12 protein-coding genes, 1 tRNA gene and 1 riboswitch are annotated in these 17,219 nt (G+C 68.0%); of the genes, 9 read left to right on the top strand and 4 right to left on the bottom strand.

What is annotated here, in order from left to right; all coding sequences use genetic code 11:
• The first annotated feature begins 133 nt into the window (after window positions 1-133).
• From AC3WRM_RS16205 to AC3WRM_RS16175, 7 genes are all read left to right on the top strand, one after another.
• Entirely contained in the window at window positions 134-1,357 is a 1,224-nt protein-coding gene (locus AC3WRM_RS16205) for an MFS transporter (RefSeq protein WP_492249565.1), read from the top strand.
• Between the two features lie 101 nt (window positions 1,358-1,458).
• A complete protein-coding gene (locus AC3WRM_RS16200; RefSeq protein WP_492249566.1) occupies window positions 1,459-1,977 on the top strand; it encodes a helix-turn-helix domain-containing protein in 519 nt (172 codons plus the stop codon).
• Between the two features lie 858 nt (window positions 1,978-2,835).
• The gene (locus AC3WRM_RS16195; protein WP_492249567.1) at window positions 2,836-6,162 is read left to right on the top strand and encodes an amino acid adenylation domain-containing protein; all 3,327 of its coding nucleotides are present in this window, start codon (window positions 2,836-2,838) and stop codon (window positions 6,160-6,162) included.
• Window positions 6,159-7,169, top strand: a complete 1,011-nt coding sequence (locus AC3WRM_RS16190; RefSeq protein ID WP_492249568.1) for a TauD/TfdA family dioxygenase — start codon at window positions 6,159-6,161, stop codon at window positions 7,167-7,169. The genes AC3WRM_RS16195 and AC3WRM_RS16190 overlap by 4 nt, the downstream gene beginning before the upstream one ends.
• Before the next feature lie 12 nt (window positions 7,170-7,181).
• Entirely contained in the window at window positions 7,182-8,438 is a 1,257-nt protein-coding gene (locus tag AC3WRM_RS16185; RefSeq protein WP_492249569.1) for an ATP-grasp domain-containing protein, read from the top strand.
• On the top strand, window positions 8,438-9,409 hold the full coding sequence (locus tag AC3WRM_RS16180) for a hypothetical protein (RefSeq protein ID WP_492249570.1): 972 nt from the start codon (window positions 8,438-8,440) through the stop codon (window positions 9,407-9,409). Before AC3WRM_RS16185 ends, AC3WRM_RS16180 begins: the two co-directional genes overlap by 1 nt.
• A gap of 58 nt (window positions 9,410-9,467) precedes the next feature.
• Window positions 9,468-10,169, top strand: a complete 702-nt coding sequence (locus tag AC3WRM_RS16175) for a hypothetical protein (protein WP_492249571.1) — start codon at window positions 9,468-9,470, stop codon at window positions 10,167-10,169.
• Between the two features lie 265 nt (window positions 10,170-10,434).
• Here AC3WRM_RS16175 and AC3WRM_RS16170 read toward each other — a convergent pair.
• The 4 genes from AC3WRM_RS16170 to aceA all read right to left on the bottom strand — a co-directional run bounded on the left by AC3WRM_RS16170 (window position 10,435) and on the right by aceA (window position 14,365).
• A tRNA-Arg gene (locus AC3WRM_RS16170) sits at window positions 10,435-10,507 on the bottom strand.
• Between the two features lie 95 nt (window positions 10,508-10,602).
• Entirely contained in the window at window positions 10,603-11,469 is an 867-nt protein-coding gene (locus AC3WRM_RS16165) for a 3-hydroxybutyryl-CoA dehydrogenase (RefSeq protein ID WP_492249572.1), read from the bottom strand.
• A complete protein-coding gene (aceB, locus tag AC3WRM_RS16160) occupies window positions 11,466-13,073 on the bottom strand; it encodes a malate synthase A (protein ID WP_492249573.1) in 1,608 nt (535 codons plus the stop codon). Before aceB ends, AC3WRM_RS16165 begins: the two co-directional genes overlap by 4 nt.
• The gene (gene aceA / locus AC3WRM_RS16155) at window positions 13,073-14,365 is read right to left on the bottom strand and encodes an isocitrate lyase (protein WP_492249574.1); all 1,293 of its coding nucleotides are present in this window, start codon (window positions 14,363-14,365) and stop codon (window positions 13,073-13,075) included. The genes aceB and aceA overlap by 1 nt, the downstream gene beginning before the upstream one ends.
• A gap of 177 nt (window positions 14,366-14,542) precedes the next feature.
• On the opposite strand from aceA, the gene AC3WRM_RS16150 reads away from it, so the two are divergent.
• Window positions 14,543-15,943, top strand: a complete 1,401-nt coding sequence (locus tag AC3WRM_RS16150; protein WP_492249575.1) for a short-chain fatty acyl-CoA regulator family protein — start codon at window positions 14,543-14,545, stop codon at window positions 15,941-15,943.
• Between the two features lie 43 nt (window positions 15,944-15,986).
• Window positions 15,987-16,172, top strand: a riboswitch (cobalamin riboswitch).
• A 62-nt stretch (window positions 16,173-16,234) separates the two neighbouring features.
• Window positions 16,235-17,218 (top strand): ABC transporter substrate-binding protein, encoded by a 984-nt coding sequence (locus tag AC3WRM_RS16145; protein ID WP_492249576.1) that lies wholly within the window; start codon window positions 16,235-16,237, stop codon window positions 17,216-17,218.
• The last annotated feature ends 1 nt before the right edge of the window (window position 17,219 follow it).

Raw genomic sequence — 17,219 nt, 5'->3', positions numbered from 1 at the left:
CGGAGCACGAGGAGACTGCGATGGCGCGAGCCACGCGCCACTACCGCCAAAGAGTTGTTTGGTGGTATGTATGGGACGGCCCTCGGACTGCGCGGAGCCGTCGACGAGCGATCCACGAGAGGCGAACCCGCACATGGACCCAGGGACCCACGTCACCTACCTGGATGTTCTGCGCCTGCCGCATGTCCTGCGTGTGCTCGTCCCGACGATCGTGGGCAAGCTCTCGTTCGCGATGGTGTCGCTGGGGTTGCTGCTTCTCGTCCAGAGCAGCTCCGAAGGATTCGCGGTCTCCGGTGCCGTAGCCGGAGCGTTCGGCATCGGCAACGTCGTTGTCGCTCCGCTGCGCGCTCGGCTCGTTGACCGATTCGGGGCTCGCCGAGTGCTCGCGCTCCTGGCTCTGGGCTACACGGCGGGCCTGGTCGGCCTGGTCCTCGTCGCGAGCAGCTCGGCTCCAGCCTGGGCCCTCGTACTCCTGGGCGCCTTCAGTGGCGTGTGCACACCGCCGCTGGGTGCCGTCGTCCGAGGAATCTGGGTGCTGTTGTCGCCAACGGACCAGCACAGGCGGCGGGCGTACAGTCTTGACGCAGTGATCGAGGAGCTCATCTTCATCATCGGGCCCCTGTCCGTAGGAGTGGTCATGCTGATGCCCAACGGCCCGACCATCGCCGTGCTTGCCGCTGCCGCGACTGGCCTCCTGGGTACGCTCGGCGTCGTGTCGGGCCCGACGCCGACGCCGGTGCAACGCCGCGACCGCGGGGGGGACTGGCGCACGTGGGTCGGCCCCCTACGTCATCTCCGGTTCTGGCCGGTGCTCCTGGTGCTCGCGGCTGTCGGCTTGGTGCTCGGTGCGGCGGAGCTTCTCGCCACGGCCTACGGGCCAGCCATCGGAGACGCCGGCCCCGGCGTCCTGCTGGCCTGCTTCGCGCTCGGCAGCGCGGCGGGAGGGCTCATGTATGGCGCTCGGCAGTGGGACGGGCCCGCGGTGCCCAGAATGGCTGCACTCGGCGTCGGCGCACTCACGGTGCTCGTGGCGATGGTGTGGATCACGCACTTCGGGGCTCAGCTGGCGGCGTTCGTCGTCATGGGCCTGTTCGTGTCACCTTCGCTGATCGCGGGCTACCTCGCAGCGGACGACCTCGCTCCAGCAGAGGAGCGCACAGAGGCCTCTGCCCTCATCAACACAGCCGTCAACGCCGGGGCCGCCCTTGCTTTTGCTCTGGGCGGGGCACTGGCAGACGGCCTGACCGTCGGTGCCGCGGCGGCGTACCTCTCGGCCGTGGGCGCAGCCCTGATCACTCTCGCTGTCGCCTCGTACACCGCCCATCGACGCGAGCCGACAGCAGCTACGCACAGGTGATCGCGAGCGCAGCTGCGGAGCCGGCCCTCTAGAGTGGGTGGTTTGGGAGCGGAGCTCAGGATGGGCCGGCGATGCCGTCGTGATATCGGAGGAGTTCACGGATGAAGAACCAGGACAACGCTGACTTGAACGGTCTGCGGCTGGTGGCGCATCCACTGCGCCTCCGGCTGCTGTCGCTCCTGATCGGACGCACGATGAGCGCCGCAGAGGCGGCACGCGAACTCGGAGAGACGCAGGCCAACGTCAGCTATCACATACGGCGCCTCGCCGATGGTGGCCTGCTTGATCTCGTGGATGAAGTGCCGATTCGGGGCGGCATCGCCAAGCGATACACGCATAGTTCCGACAGCGGGGAGGTGTTCACCGACGCAGATCGCGAGAACTTCATCGGCCTGATGCAGGCACTTGCCCATCAACTCACCACACGAGCGACCCTCTACCGCGAGAACACGGTCTTCGCCTTCACGGACGCGCACGTGACGATTCCTGCCGAGGAGTGGCCGAAGGTTCAAGAGCTCGCTCGTGAGCTCGGACGAGTGATCCACGAGCTGGCGGAGCGACCCGCAGGCGACAAGCCCGTGAGGGCGTCGTTGACGGTCGCTGCCTTCGAGACGGCGTAGAGACTGTCGATCTCCCGAAGTTCGATCCCTGACCCCGCGCAGGGCTGAGCCGCGTAAGGATGGATCCGTGTGGCACCCGATGGAAGCGCGATCATCGCGGTGCGTTCCCCATCCAGATTTTCAGACACCGCGGACCACACGCGCACGCCGCGATGCGCGCGGTCGAGGGCATCCACGGGCGACAGGGCGGTGGCAAGCTTCCCGAGCGCTTCACCAGCACACCACGCTTCACGGAACTGGGCGGCGGACACGGTGGCGTCAGCCTCAGGCACGTAGTCGCGCGCGGAGAAGTCGGTCTCCGCGAGCTGTTCGATATCGCAACCGACGGGCCACGTAGAAGCCGCGGCGCACACCTCGTTCCCGCCATGCGACCAGCTCACGTGCACCAGACGGCCGTCGAGAGTCAGAGGCAGTGGTCGTCCATGATCGCGACGACCGCAAGAGTCGCACCTCTGCTGCAGCGGGGGGACAGCGGCAGCATCGTCACCTCCGTGCAGACGAGCGACGCAGATCCTCGTGAGCGCTCGGGCAGCGAGGAGAGACGCCTGGTCTCGTGGGCGTCTCAGCCGCCGTAAACGCAGGGACTCGTGCGCACCGAGAGGAGGACACAGCCGCGCGAGCGCCGCAATCACCTCGCCACTGGCGACTGCGAAGACGGCGTCGGCACGCGGACGGCGATACGCACACGGGCGCGTCGACTCTCCAGACCGGCCGGTTGGTGTACCAAGCACGACGACCTCCAAAGAACAGTTTGACTGTATCTCCAACTGTCTGCATCATGGTCGCGACGGCAGCCGACACCCGGTCTCTGCCGGAGCCGAGCGTGAGATGCAGCATCGCGAGCGTTGGGGGTAGCGCGTGTCCGACGAGTCGGTTGGCGATCAGGACCACCCGCTTCAGCTCTTTCGGCGCATAGCGGCTCGTCGGCCTGATGCGACCGCGGTTCACTATCCCGAAGCTGGTGGAGCGGCGCTGACCTACCGCGAGCTGGACACCGCCTCCGATGTCGCCAGCGCGAAGCTCAGCGCGCTCGATGTCGGGCGGGGCGACCGTGTCGCTCTGGTACTGGAACCTTCGGTGGACCTGGTCATCCTGGTTCTCGCGGCGGCCAAGCTGGGCGCCACATATCTCGTCATCGATCCACAGTGGCCCAGTGCCCGGCGCAGTCAGATCCTCCAGGACGCAGGACCACGCGCGACGATCGTCGCTGACTCTGTGGCCGTCACCTCACGTGAACAGCGTCGAGCGCGGGATCTGCTCGGCCTGCCGACCGACGTCGAGGCCCCTGACCGGTCTGCGACGTTGTCCGGCGAGGACCCGCTCTACGTCTGCTACACGTCGGGCTCGACCGGCACCCCGAAGGGCGTGGTCATCAAGGCCGCATCAGTCGTCAACCTCGTCACCAACACGCCTGCGATCAAGATTCACGACGGCGACCGTGTCGCCCAGCTCTCATCGCCTGCATTCGACGCCTTCACGTACGAGCTGTGGGGCACACTGACCACTGGCGCGCAGCTCGTGGGGTTCCCGAAGAGAATCTCCACCGACCCAGCTCAGCTACGCGCAGCCGTCTCCGCACACGGTCTCACGGTCATGTTCCAGACCACGTCGCTCTTCAACATGATGACCGACACCGCTCCGGAGGTCCTTGCGAGTTTTCGTCTGATCCTCTTCGGCGGCGAGAGGGCGAACCTCGACTCCGTACGGCGTGCTTTCAGGTATGCCCCCACAGCCCTGGTGCACTGCTACGGGCCCACAGAGCTGACAACCTTCGCGCTGATCCACCCTGTCGTCGAGGATGACGTCACCTCCGCAACCTCCGACCTCCCGATCGGGCGCCCCATCGAAGGTTGCATCGTGGCTCTGGGCGAACCGGTGAGCAAGGATGATTCCGTCCACGAGCTCCTGCTCGGCGGACGCGGGCTGGCGGCTGGCTACCTGAATCGCCCGGATCTCACAGCACAGCGGTTCATTCCCGGCCCGCCAGCCCTGTACCGCACCGGCGACCTGGTTCGACGAGGCAGCCGCGGCGATTTCGTGTTCGTGGGGCGCACCGACCATCAGGTGAAGCTACGCGGTCATCGCATCGAGCTCGAGGAGATCGAGACAGTCCTGCTGGAGCATCCGCGCGTCAAGCAGGCCGCAGTCGTTCCGTGCCGACAGGACGGCGTCGTCAACCACCTCGTCGCGCACCTCGCCTACGTCTCCGATCGGGTGGAGACAGACATCCTCGCCAGCTGGGAAGATTTCTACGACGCCCTGTACGACGGTGTCAGGCTGGACGAGTCCGACACGGCGTTCGCGGGCTGGAACTCCCGCAAGGATCACCAGCCCATCCCGCTCGACGAGATGCGGGAATGGCAGCAAGCGACGGTCAGTCGGATCCGGCGCCTGCATCCGCAGCGGGTGCTCGAGATCGGTGTCGGCACCGGGCTGCTCCTGACGAAGATCGTCCACGAGTGCAGCGAGTACTGGGGAACAGACATCTCCGGGGAGGTCATCGACCGGCTACGCAGCTTGACTGCCTCACACACCGTGCGCCCGATCCTGCGTCGACAGAGCGCCGATGACTTCACCGGACTACCCACCGCGCACTTCGACGTGGTCATCCTCAACTCGGTGGTCCAGTACTTCCCGTCCATCGTCTACATGACTGACACTCTGAGAGGCATCGCGCACCTGCTGGCGCCCGGCGGAACCGTGTTCCTCGGCGACCTGCGCAATCTGGGACTCGCCGATCACTACGCCCGACGAGTTGGCGCAGCACTTGATGATGAGGATGAGTTACTCATCCATCCCGACTACTTTCGCGAACTACCTGAGCAGGTACCAGAGTTTGATCGTGTCGACGTCACCCTGAAGCGGAGCACGAGTCACAACGAGCTGTCCGTCTACCGTTACGATGTCACACTTCGCGCCGCGCAGGGTTCCGTCGCGGAACGTGCAGATCCCGAGAACGTCCGCGTATGGGACGAGCATTCTCAGCAGGAGATCGAGACAGAGCTGCGAGAGCATCCCAGCGAGTCGTTTCGATGGCTCTCCATACCGAGCGCGCGCTTGCGTCAGAAAGGTCTGGCACTCGATCCAGAGGATCTCTCCGCACTCGGTGACCGACTCGGCCGGGACACACAGGTGGACTACGCGGAAGACCTCACCCATGTCGACGTCGTGTACAGCCCCGTAGGGGCCGCAAACCTCGTGGGGCTCAGTCGGCGACTCCCGGCAAGCATCGGATGGCCGCACGCCTTCGCCAACGTTCCGTCAGCCGGACGTCGACGCTCGCTCGACGTACGCGACCTCAGACAGTACTTACGCGAGCGGCTACCGGAGTACATGCTGCCGTCCGAGATCATCATGACTGACGAGCTCCCGCTCAACACCGCCGGCAAGGTCGATCGAGCAGCATTACGCAGCGACACGCGACCTGTGCCGAGGACACCACGCGAAGGCCCACGGACGATCGAGGAGCTCTGGCTGGTCGAGGTCATCGCTGAGGCCCTCGCCGTGCACCCCGACGGAGTGAGCACGGTCGATGACTTCTTCGAGATGGGCGGCCATTCCCTGCTGGCTGCCAAGCTCGCGAACCGTATCCGGCGCCTGTTCGACATCGAGCTCGGTGCTCCCGACCTCTATCGCGCACCCAGCGCCCGCGCACTCACAACGCTGCTCCATCTCGACGAAGGGGACGAGGCTGGGCAGACTCCGGCGCAGCCGGCGAAGGGTGCTCCTGTCACGCAGGACATGCGAGCGCTTGCCGTCCCGGAGCGTCGCGACCTGGAAGTGCTGGCGCGCGACACGAACGCAACAGTCTCGGTTGCGCTCCTCGCGCACTGCCTCCTCTCGATGAGGGCCGAGTTCGACTCGCCCTGGATCCGCTTGTGGGTCCGTCGTTCGGCAACGTTCAGCAGCAGATCGTTCGCCATCGCAGAAGCGGACCTGGATTCTCCTGTCACGAGCTTGACCGAGGACCTCGCCCGGCAGCTCCAGGAACCGGCCGAAGCCGCCGACCTGGTGCACGAACCGGATGTCGTCGTCACCCTTCTCAACTCACATCGGCACGGAGCAGACGAACTCGCGCCCCGTGCTCGCCATCTCGCGATCGACGCCTTGTCCACGACCGCCATGACCGACGCGGCCTCCCACACACGCACCGAGGACGCCCTGCAGAAGAAGGCACACAGATGACACTCTCTGTCGACGAGGCCAAGCCGGCCACCGCAGATCCCACCGTCCTCGACGTCGCACTCGACGAGGACGAAGCACACACCGTCGAGCAGCTCGCCCGCGAGCTCATGGACACGTTCACCTCGCCCCACGATCTCGCTCTGTTCACCGAGCTGGATGCGGTCGCCGGCGCCATGCCGCTGACCGCGCGACGGCTAGCCGCTCGCGCACGCCTGGGAGAGCAGGTCGGGGCCGTGGTCTTCCGAGGCATTCCGGTCCACGACGGCCAGATCGGCCCTACCCCGGAGAACTGGCAGAGCGCAGACACACCAGCAAGCCGTCTCTACGCCTTCGAGGCGCTTCTGTTCGGCGCTCTGCTCGGCGATCCGATCGGTTGGCAGGCACAGCAACGCGGACGGATCGTCACCGACATCGTGCCAACACAAGGTATGGAGGAAAGCCTCGTCAGCTCCTCGAGCACGAAGGAGCTCGGATGGCACACCGAGGACGCATTCTCGCCACATCGGGCTGACTGGGTGGGTCTGTTCTGCCTACGGAACCCCGGGAGCGTTGCCACGACCGTGGCTGGCGTGGAGCTTGATGCCGTGCCTGCTGCGATCCGCGAGGTCCTCAGCCAGCCGAGGTTCTACATCCGGCCAGACAGCGCTCATGAGGTCACGGACACCAGCGAGCTGGCCCCCAGGGCGTTGTTGACGTCGGACGACGAGGGCGCCGTGCTCCGCGCGGATCGTGACTTCGTCGAGCCGATCGAGGGCGATGATCAAGCAGTCCACGCATTCCAGTGGCTCGTCGACCACCTGAACAGCCGTCTCTACGACCTCGTCCTGAGGCCCGGGGAGATGGGCTTCATCAACAACCGGGTTGTCGTCCACGGGCGGCGAGCGTTCGTCCCACGCTTCGAGTCAGCGCGAGAGCGATGGCTGAAGCGCGTGAACATCGTGCGTGATGTGCGCGTCACACGATCCGGTCGCGCGAGCACGGCGGAGCGCGCGATCCTCGCGAGCTGAAACAGAAGAGGGATGGAAGACATGACCGCACTGATGCCGAACACCGACTCACACGTCCCGACCCTCTTGCTCGCGGAGAGCAAGCGCGCCCGATTCTCCCGCAGCGTCTTGGATCGCGGCGACATCGACACGATCCTGCTTCGGCTCGGAGATCCCGCCGATCGCACGGGAACCGGACCGCAGGAAGACCTGAGCGACGACGTGCCCGTGTTCGAGCTTGACGAGTCCGCACCTCTGGAACAAGAGATTGCACGTTACCAGCAGTGGCTCCAGGGCATCGGGCGGACTCCCACCTTCTTCTGCAACCCCAACGAGGCAGTACAGCATCAAGCCCAAGCGTTCGCACGCGCCGCCGGCCTTCCGCACCTCACCCCGACGCAGGTCTCGCGCGTCCGGGAGAAGCCAGCGATGAAGGAGCTGTACGCGGAAGCGGGGATCCCCGCGCCGCGTCATCGCCCCGTCGCCTCAGAGGAGGACATCGTCGACTTCGCCGACCAGCACGGTTGGCCGTTGATCCTCAAACCGATCGACTCCGACACCTGCGTCGGAACCTACAAGCTTGCAGGCCCGGCAGACCCGGCGCTCCACCATGTACGAGACGACACGTACGAGTGGATCGCCGAAGAGTACATCTCTGGAACCGAGTATCAGCTGTGCGCGCTCGTCTCTCAGGGGCGCGTCCTCGGGAGCTACATCTCCCTGAACCCGGCACCGATCCTCGACTACCTCATCGGATCGATCAATGCGAACATCACTCTCGCTCCCAGCGAGCCAGAGCCGATCGACTCTCGCGCTCTCTCCCAGCAGCTCGTCGACGCCCTCGGCTACGAGCATGGTTACCTGCACGGCGAGTTCTTCATCGCTCACGACGGTCGATTCGTCATGGGCGAGCTTGCCGCCCGGCTGAGCGGCTGCGAGGTACCGCTGAACCACGGTCTGTCGTATGGATTCGACATCATGACCGCGATCGCTGATCTCTATGTCGGTCGCACACCGAGCCTGACTCACACACGAGACCGTTCAGTGGGCGATCTGCTCTTGCCCACCGCTCCCGGAGTCGTGACGACAGTCTCGAGCGAAGACGAGATCCTCAGCATGCCTGGCGTGATCTCCTGCCAGATCAACGTGCAGGTCGGCGAGGAGCTCCGGCCCAACCGGGCGTCCTCCGCATGCAGCGGGGTGGTTCAAGTGGAAGGAAAGGACTCCCTGGAGGTCCACGAACGTATGCTCGCGGTCCTCGATGCGTACCGGTTCGCGACCGTCCCATGATGACGACGGCTTTCGCGGCGTACCCGGAAGAATCTGAGTACGCCAGCGCGGTCGACCGGTACCTCAGCCATGCTGGGACGGTCCCGGTGCTCACCGCTGACCGCCCAGATCTGACAGCGTCCGTCACCTCCGCGAACGCTCTCTACATGCCCTCGACAGAGCCAGCCAGGGAGGAACGGAGGTACCTCCGTGTCGAAGGGGACGTCTCAGAACCCTTGCTGCGCCTGGCATCGGCCCTGCCTCCTGGCGAGTGTGCCATCGATGAGCCACCTGAAGTCCTGGTCGGCACCTACGCTGAGCTCAGCTACGGAGCCGGTGACACGCCACCGCCGAGAATCCTGACCGGGCGCGACCAACCGTCGCTGTCGTGGATGGTTGCGAAGCAGCTGTCCCAGCCAAGACCGGGGCTACCGGACCTGATCGTCTCAGACCTCGACGATGGCGCTCCCATCGACGGATACACCTGGATCGGGCCGGACGAGATGCAGGCAGATCTCGACGAGAACTTCTCACATCGCGTGGCCGGGGGACCCTGGCGCCGTGCGTTGTTCCATGGAAATGGGGCGACGGACAGCTCGAACCTCGGTCTCCACACGCTGTGCGGGCGCTTTGCCCCGACGGGAAGACGGCCGACCGGATACGGGCCCTCGTGCCACTTCGGCCAAGGGTGCTACAAGCCTGAGCGCGGAATCATCCCCGTCGGACAGATCAGAGCAACGGAACTCGCACTACTGAACTGCTTCAGCGGAGCCGCGGCTCCTGCTGCCCTCTACAGCGCCGACTACAACCTCCTGCTCGCGGCTATCGATGGGCCGGCCCAACGCATCATCTTCACGATGACTGCGTGTGACGCGGGCAGACCGGAAATCATCGCGTGGGCAGAGCAACAGAACGGCGCCGTCACTCGGATGGAGAGAAGCCTTGCCGACATCAACCCCTTCCCAGCCCTGGCACAGGTTGGCATCGGCTGAGGCGAACGACAGCGTCTCGGACGGTTGGATCGACGTGGTCGTCCGCCGAGCTCAGTCCATGCTCGGCACCGGGACCATTCCGCGACGCGACAACGCGCACGCTGCGCTCGACCGTGTGCTCGATGCCGCACACTCATGCATCCACCGCACTGTCCGTCATGACCCCGTCGCACGTCGCGCCGCGTTGAAGGAACTGAGACGCGCGGTCAGCACAGCGGATGAGGCGCTCGCTCGATCGCTGGCGCGAAATGGCGCCGTTGGCGAGCTCCCGGTGTTCTTCGCGGAGCGCAGCGTCGCCTCACCCTCGTTCTACGCCAGCCAAGACTGTGCTTGCGGATGGCCGACGCGCGGCTTCGCTCGTGAGGGCAGGCTGGCGTCCATCATGCACACGACTCAGACGATCTGCGACCGGTGTGGAGACATCGAGAACGGGTGCGATCTGTCGTGCACGCTCCGCGCAAGCGGCGCATTCAACCTCGAGGTCGGCAGCGAGGTGGAGTACGGCTTGTCGCTGCACACAGATCCTGATCGAGAGTATCGTCTGGGATTTGGGTTCCGCCATGCTCTGAGGATCTCGGAAGCTCCCGCGGTTCAGGCCGTTCGAGCGACAGAAACGACCACCAAGGCGATCTTCCGATTCCGAACATCGACGGAGACTCGCGCGGAAGCGGAGTATCTACTGCCGTTCGCGGTCTCTGAGCTCGCGTTTGCGGTCGGACGAGTGCATGTTCGACTGTTCCCGACCGAGTTCGCCAGATGATCGACAGGGACCTTCTCTCGATGCATCTGCAGGGACCGTCTGGACTGGTGGCGTGTGGAGGCGCGACACGTCCTCGCTCGGACGGCCTCCACTCCGCATGAGCGTGGTACCGACTTGGGCTTGCGTCGCCGATCCCGGGAGCCCCGCAGGGCTTCGCGTTCGACCGGGCCCGAGCCGCTTTCGCGCTCGGTCGATGTGGTCTCGAAGCCCTTGACCGAGCTGAACCATCTGGTGAGGTTCGGCGAGACCTCGGCGATTCCCAGGGTGCCCCCGGCAGGATTCGAACCTGCGACCTGCGGTTTAGGAAACCGTTGCTCTATCCCCTGAGCTACGGGGGCCCGCGGGTGCGTTCGATCCCGTCGACGCACCCCGAGCAGCGTACCGGGCCGAGGTCGCGGCGACGCGGGGCAGGAGGGGAACCCCGGGTCGGGCGTCAGGACGACGACGGCGCAGGGTGGAAGCCTCGGCCGCTCTTGCGCCCGAGGAGGCCAGCGTCGGTCATGCGCTGGAGCAGCGGCGGAGGGGCGTACAGCGGCTCCTTGTACTCGGCGTACATCGACGCGGCGATCGCCTGGACGGTGTCGAGGCCGATGAGGTCGCACAGGGCCAGCGGGCCCATGGGGTGGCCGCAACCGAGCCGCATCCCCTGGTCGATGTCGTGGGCGGTGGCGTACCCCGACTCGAGCATCCGCACCGCCGACAGCAGGTAGGGCACGAGCATCGCGTTGACCACGAAGCCCGCACGGTCGGTCGCCCGCACGACGTGCTTCGCGAGGCTGCCGCGCACGAAGTCCTCGGCGCGGGTGAGCGTCTCGCCGCTGGTCGTGATCGCGGTGACGATCTCGACGACCGGCATCACGGGCACGGGGTTGAAGAAGTGCAGCCCGACGACGCGGTCCGGCCGCGTCGTCGCCGCCGCAAGACGCATGATCGGCAGGGACGAGGTGTTGCTCGCGAGCACCGCGTCCTCGGGCAGGACCTTGTCGACGCGCGAGAGCACGTCGCTCTTGACGTCCTCGCGCTCGGTCACGGCCTCGACCACCAGATCACGGTCCGCACAGGTGTCGAGGTCGAGGCTGAAGGTGATCCGGTCGAGCACCTGCTGGCCGTCGGCGGACGTGAGCCTGCCCCTCTCCACCGCACGGGCCACGGAGGCCGCGACCCGGTCGCGGCCTCCGTCCCGTGCTGTCGCGTCGGCCTCGACGAGGAGCACGTCGTGGCCGGCGCGGGCGCACACCTCGGCGATGCCTGACCCCATCAGGCCGCCGCCGAGGACGCCGATCGCGAGCGGTTCGCTCACGCCGCCGCCTCCTCGCGGGTCACCAGGAAACGTCGGTAGGCGTCGTCGGTGAGGAACGCGGGAAGGTCGTCCCCGAGCGCACCTCGTCGCACGACGTGGCGCAGGGCCTCGATCCGCTCCGGCGGTCGCCCCGCCTTCTCCAACGCGTCGAGCTCCTGCTCCAGCAGGGCCGCGACCCGGAAGCGCGTGACGACACCGCCCCCGTCGAGCGGTGTCGCGTGGCGGCACCACTGCCAGAGCTGGCAGCGCGAGATCTCGGCGGTCGCCGCGTCCTCCATCAGGCCGTCCAGACCGACGGCACCTCGCCCGTCGAGCCAGGCGTCGACGTAGCGGACGAGGACGGAGACGTTCGCGCGCAGTCCCTGGGCCGTGACCTCACCCGGCGTGGCGGCCACGTCGAGGAGGTCGGCAGCGGACACCTGGACGTCGTCGCGCTGGCGCTCGACCTGGTTCGGCCGGTCGCCGAGCACCGCCGTGAAGGCGTCGCGGCAGGTCTGGACCAGACCGGGGTGCGCCACCCAGGACCCGTCGTACCCGGCGGCCGCCTCGCGCTCCTTGTCGACCCGGACCTTCGCCAGGGCGTCGCGGTTGCGGTCCTCGTCCCGGCTCGGGATGACCGCCGCCATGCCGCCGATGGCGTGCGCGCCGCGACGGTGGCACGTCTTCACGAGCAGCTCGGTGTAGGCCCGCATGAACGGCACGGTCATCGTCACGTCGGCGCGGTCCGGCAGCACGTAGGCGGGATCGGCCCCCAGGTTTTTGATCGTGCTGAAGATGTAGTCCCAGCGGCCGGCGTTGAGACCGGCCGCGTGGTCGCGCAGCTCGTACAGGATCTCCTCCATCTCGAAGGCAGCGGGGAGCGTCTCGATGAGCACCGTCGCGCGGATCGTGCCGTGCGGGATGCGCAGCCACTGCTCGGTGCGGGTGAACACGTCGTCCCACCAGCGGGCCTCGAGGTGGCTCTCGAGCTTGGGGAGGTAGAAGTACGGGCCCGTTCCCTGCTCGATGAGCCGCCGGGCGTTGTGGTGCACGTAGAGGCCGAAGTCGAAGAGCGCGCCGGCGATGGGTGCGCCCTTGATGCGCAGGTGCTCCTCGTCGAGGTGGAGCCCCCGCGGACGCACGATGATCGTGGCCAGCGGGCCGTCCTGCAGCCGGTAGCGCTTGCCGTTCTCCTCGTGCTCGATGACCCGGCTCACCGCGTCGTGCAGGTTGAGCTGGCCGTCGACGACGTTGCGCCACGACGGGCTGGTCGCGTCCTCGAAGTCCGCCAGCCAGCCCTGCGCGCCGGAGTTGAGGGCGTTGATCGTCATCTTGCGGTCGACCGGCCCGGTGATCTCGACCCGGCGGTCCTCCAGACCGGGTCCGGATCCCGCCACCTGCCAGGACGGGTCCTCGCGGACCGCGGCCGTCTCGGGAAGGAAGTAGGGACCGCCTGCGGCCGAGAGGTCCCGGTCGCGACGCAGGCGCAGCAGCTCGCGCCGACGCCCGTCGAACCGGTCGTGCAGCATGCGCAGGATGCCGAGCCCGCCGTCGCTGAACACCTCGTGGTCGCGCGGTCCGACCGGACCGAGCACCTGCATGTCGTTGCGGGTGGGTGCGCACATCAGAACTGCGCCTCCTCGGTCGACCCGGTCAGCGCGGTGGTGGACGAGGCCGGGTTGATGGTCGTGCTGAGGGCGTCGAAGTAGCCGGTCCCCGCCTCGCGCTGGTGCTTCGTGGCCGTGTATCCGCGCGCCTCGTCGCCGAACTCACGCTCCTGCAGCTCGACGTACGCGCTCATGCCGGTGCGCGCGTAGCCGTGGGCGAGGTCGAACATCGAGTGGTTGAGCGCGTGGAAGCCGGCCAGGGTGATGAACTGGAAGGTGTAGCCCATCGCGCCGAGCTCACGCTGGAACTTCGCGATCGTCGCGTCGTCGAGGTGCTTGCGCCAGTTGAACGACGGCGAGCAGTTGTAGGCGAGCAGCTGGTCGGGGTGCTCCTTCTTGATCGCCTCCGCGTACTGGCGGGCCAGCTCGAGGTCCGGCTCGGACGTCTCCATCCACAGCAGGTCCGCGTACTCGGCGTAGGCGATGCCACGGTCGATGCACGGGTCGATGCCGTTCGACACCTCGAAGAAGCCCTCGGAGGTGCGGCCCCCGGTGAGGAAGCGACGGTCGCGCTCGTCGACGTCGCTCGTGAGGAGCGTCGCGGCCTGCGCGTCCGTGCGGGCGATGACGACGGTCGGCACGCCGGCGACGTCGGCGGCGAGGCGGGCCGCGTTCAGGGTGCGGACGTGCTGCTGGGTCGGGATCAGGACCTTCCCGCCCAGGTGTCCGCACTTCTTCTCGCTCGCGAGCTGGTCCTCCCAGTGCACCCCCGCGGCACCGGCGGCGATCATCGCCCGCATCAGCTCGTACGCGTTGAGCGGGCCGCCGAAGCCGGCCTCCGCGTCCGCGACGATCGGGGCGAACCAGTCGCGGGTGACCTCCCCCTCGGCGTGCTCGAGCTGGTCGGCGCGCTGCAGCGCGTTGTTGATGCGACGCACGACGGCGGGCACCGAGTTGGCCGGGTACAGGCTCTGGTCGGGGTAGGTCTGCCCGGCGAGGTTCGCGTCGGCGGCGACCTGCCAGCCGGACAGGTAGATCGCACGGAGCCCGGCGCGGACCTGCTGGACCGCCTGGTTGCCGGTGAGGGCGCCGAGCGCGTTCACGTAGTCGACGCCCTCGAACTGGCCGGAGACGTAGTCCCACAGCTTGCGGGCGCCGAGGTCGGCGAGGGTGTGCGCCTCCTGCACGGTGCCGCGCAGCCGCACGACGTCGGCGCCGGTGTAGTCGCGCTTCACGTTCCTCCAGCGCGGGTCGGACGCCCAGGCGGCGTCGAGCTGCTCGGCGGTGGGGGCGGGGTTCTGGTTCGTCATCGTGGCTCCTGGTGCAGTGCTCCCGGTCCGGGTGATCCGGGGCGTCTCGGGATCCAGTGCAGCGGCCGTCCCGCCCGAGGTGAAGTCACGCAGTCCGCCAGGTTCTGACAACCAAGACCACCGCTTTTGCCAAGATTGCGAAGGCTCGACCTTTCACAGATCGCCTACGGTGAGCCCATGGACAAGCTCTACGCAGGTGCGCGGCTGCGTCGACTGCGCGAGGAGCGCGGCCTCAGCCAGGTCGAGCTCGCACGGATCCTGGCCATCTCGGCCAGCTACCTGAACCAGATCGAGCACGACACCCGTCCGCTGACGGTCACCGTGCTGGTGCGGCTCACCGAGGTCTTCGGCGTCGACCCGGCGTTCTTCAGCCCCCGCGACACCGCCCGCCAGCTCGCGGAGCTGCGAGAGGCGCTGCCGGAGGCCAGCGGCGCCACCGGCCTGCCGCTGTCGGACCTGCAGCAGGTCGCCGGGTCCATGCCCGAGGTCGCGGAGGCGATCGTGCAGCTGCACCGGCGCTACCGCGACGCCGTCGCCCACCTGGAGGCCGTGACCGACCGCCGCGCCGCCTCGCAGGCCCTCATGCCGCACGAGCACGTCCGCGACTTCTTCTACCGGCACCAGAACTACATCGACCCTGTCGACCGGGCCGCGGAGGACCTGGCGCGGTCCATCGGGACACGACGCCTCGAGGTCCGCCGCCACCTGCGACGTCACCTGCAGACCGCTCACGGCGTCACCGTCGCGGCCAGTGCGGCCGACGGTCGCAGCACCCTCGAGTACGACGAGGCCACACGCACGCTCCGTCTCGCGCCCGACCTCCGCCCTGGGCAGCAGGCGTTCCGCATGGCGACACAGCTCGCCTACCTGGAGGCGGGCGACGTCCTCGACGCCGTCCTCGACGCCGAGACCTGGCCGGACGACACCACCCGCGCCCTGGCGCGGATCGGTCTGGCCCACTACTTCGCCGGCGCGCTGATCCTGCCCTACCGCCCCTTCTTCCGCGCCGCCGAGCGGCTGCGCTACGACGTCGAGGTGCTCGCCGAGCACTTCGGCGTCGGCTACGAGACCGTCGCTCACCGGCTGAGCACGCTGCAGCGGTCCGAGCTGCGCGGCGTGCCGTTCATCTTCGTGCGGGTCGACAAGGCGGGGAACATCTCCAAGCGCGTGTCGGCCACGGGCTTCCACTTCTCGCGCAGCGGCGGCACCTGCCCGCTCTGGAACGTCTACGACGCCTTCGCCTCCCCCGGACAGGTCGACGTGCAGGTGGCGGAGATGCCCGACGGCCAGCGCTACCTGTGGGTGGCCCGGACCGTCACCCGGCGGCGCGGCGGCTACGGCAGCGCGGCCAAGACGTTCGTCATCGGGCTGGGCTGCGAGCTGCGCCAGGCCGGGCGCCTGGTCTACAGCGCGGGGCTCGACCTCGCCCAGCCGGACGTCATGCCGATCGGACCTGGCTGTCGCACGTGCGACCGCCCTCGCTGCCCGCAGCGTGCCGCCCCGCCGATCGGCCGACCGCTCCAGGTCGACGAGCACCGCAGCTCCTTCGACCCGTACGGGGTCGGTCGACCGGCCTGAGCACGATGCGCCCTCGGCACGTGGTCGCTCGTCGCCTCGGTGCTGCTACGGTGCGGCTGCCAGTCGCGTCCGGCCACGGTCGGACCAGGGAACCCGGTGGGAATCCGGGACTGACGCGCAGCGGTGTGGGTGACGGGCCAGGCATGACACCACTGGACTCTCGGGTCCGGGAAGGTGCCTGGCCCGGTTGATCCCGAGTCCGAAGACCTGCTGGCCGCGGCCTCGCCGAGGTCGCGACACCCGACCCGGGGTTCTCGCGCACGGAGCCCCCGGACCCCAGAGGGCACCACCATGGCCATCCGTCGTACCCCCGTCCACCTCGCCGCCTGCCTCTCCTCGGCCCTGCTGCTGAGCGCCTGCACCGGCGCCCCCGGAGCCGACCGCTCCGACGTCGGGGGCACCGCCGGCTACCCCCTCTCCGTCGACGACTGCGGCACCACCTCCGTCGTCGACGCCCCGCCGCGTCGAGCCGTCACGATGAACCAGGGCGCGACGGAGGTCGCGCTCGCTCTCGGCCTGGAGGACAGGCTCGCCGGGACCGCCTACCTCGACGACCGGGTCGCCGACGCGCACGCCGACGCCTACTCCTCCGTCGACGTGATCGCGAAGGAGTACCCCGACCAGGAGGCCCTCCTGGCGGCCGAGCCCGACTTCGTCTACGCCTCGTACACGAGCGCGTTCGACGAGGAGACGGCAGCGTCCCGGTCCGAGCTCGCCGACCTCGGGATCGCCACCTACACCTCGCCCCTCGGCTGCCGGGACGCCGACGGCCGGGTGGCGTTCGACGACGTCTGGGACGAGGTCGAGACCGTGGCGGAGGTCTTCGACGTGACCGACCGCGCCACCGCCCTCGTGAAGCGGCAGCGCGACACCCTGACGAAGCTGGAGGACGAGGCGGCCGGGGACGGGCTCGACGTCTTCTGGTTCGACTCCGGCGACAGGACACCGCTGGCCGGGGCGGGCCAGGGCGGCCCGCAGCTCGTGCTCGACGCGGTCGGGGCCACCAACGTCTTCTCCGACGTCGACGGCGGCTGGTCCGAGGTGCCCTGGGAGGACGTCCTCGCGGCCGATCCCGACGTGATCGTGCTCGCCGACGCCTCATGGTCCTCGGCTGCGCAGAAGCGCGGCCACCTCGAGAAGGACCCGGTGCTCAGGACGCTGCGTGCCGTCCGCGAGGGTCGGTTGGTCACCGTGCCGTACAGCGCGTCGACGCCCGGCGTGCGGCTCGTGGAGGGGGCCTCGACCCTCGCCCAGCAGCTCACGGACCTGGGCTGAG

Source organism: Aeromicrobium sp. EU05-FHT14F07, from assembly GCF_058790455.1.
The sequence above is the reverse complement of the archived record's forward strand: the minus strand, read 5'-3'. Positions and strand labels throughout refer to the sequence as shown.

Coding starts and splice junctions, on each gene's coding strand:
- AC3WRM_RS16205 (WP_492249565.1), top strand. CDS start 134: ATGGACCCAGGGACCCACGTCACCTACCTGGATGTTCTGCGCCTGCCG.
- AC3WRM_RS16200 (WP_492249566.1), top strand. CDS start 1,459: ATGAAGAACCAGGACAACGCTGACTTGAACGGTCTGCGGCTGGTGGCG.
- AC3WRM_RS16190 (WP_492249568.1), top strand. CDS start 6,159: ATGACACTCTCTGTCGACGAGGCCAAGCCGGCCACCGCAGATCCCACC.
- AC3WRM_RS16185 (WP_492249569.1), top strand. CDS start 7,182: ATGGAAGACATGACCGCACTGATGCCGAACACCGACTCACACGTCCCG.
- AC3WRM_RS16180 (WP_492249570.1), top strand. CDS start 8,438: ATGACGACGGCTTTCGCGGCGTACCCGGAAGAATCTGAGTACGCCAGC.
- AC3WRM_RS16175 (WP_492249571.1), top strand. CDS start 9,468: ATGCTCGGCACCGGGACCATTCCGCGACGCGACAACGCGCACGCTGCG.
- aceB (WP_492249573.1), bottom strand. CDS start 13,073: ATGTGCGCACCCACCCGCAACGACATGCAGGTGCTCGGTCCGGTCGGA.
- aceA (WP_492249574.1), bottom strand. CDS start 14,365: ATGACGAACCAGAACCCCGCCCCCACCGCCGAGCAGCTCGACGCCGCC.
- AC3WRM_RS16150 (WP_492249575.1), top strand. CDS start 14,543: ATGGACAAGCTCTACGCAGGTGCGCGGCTGCGTCGACTGCGCGAGGAG.
- AC3WRM_RS16145 (WP_492249576.1), top strand. CDS start 16,235: ATGGCCATCCGTCGTACCCCCGTCCACCTCGCCGCCTGCCTCTCCTCG.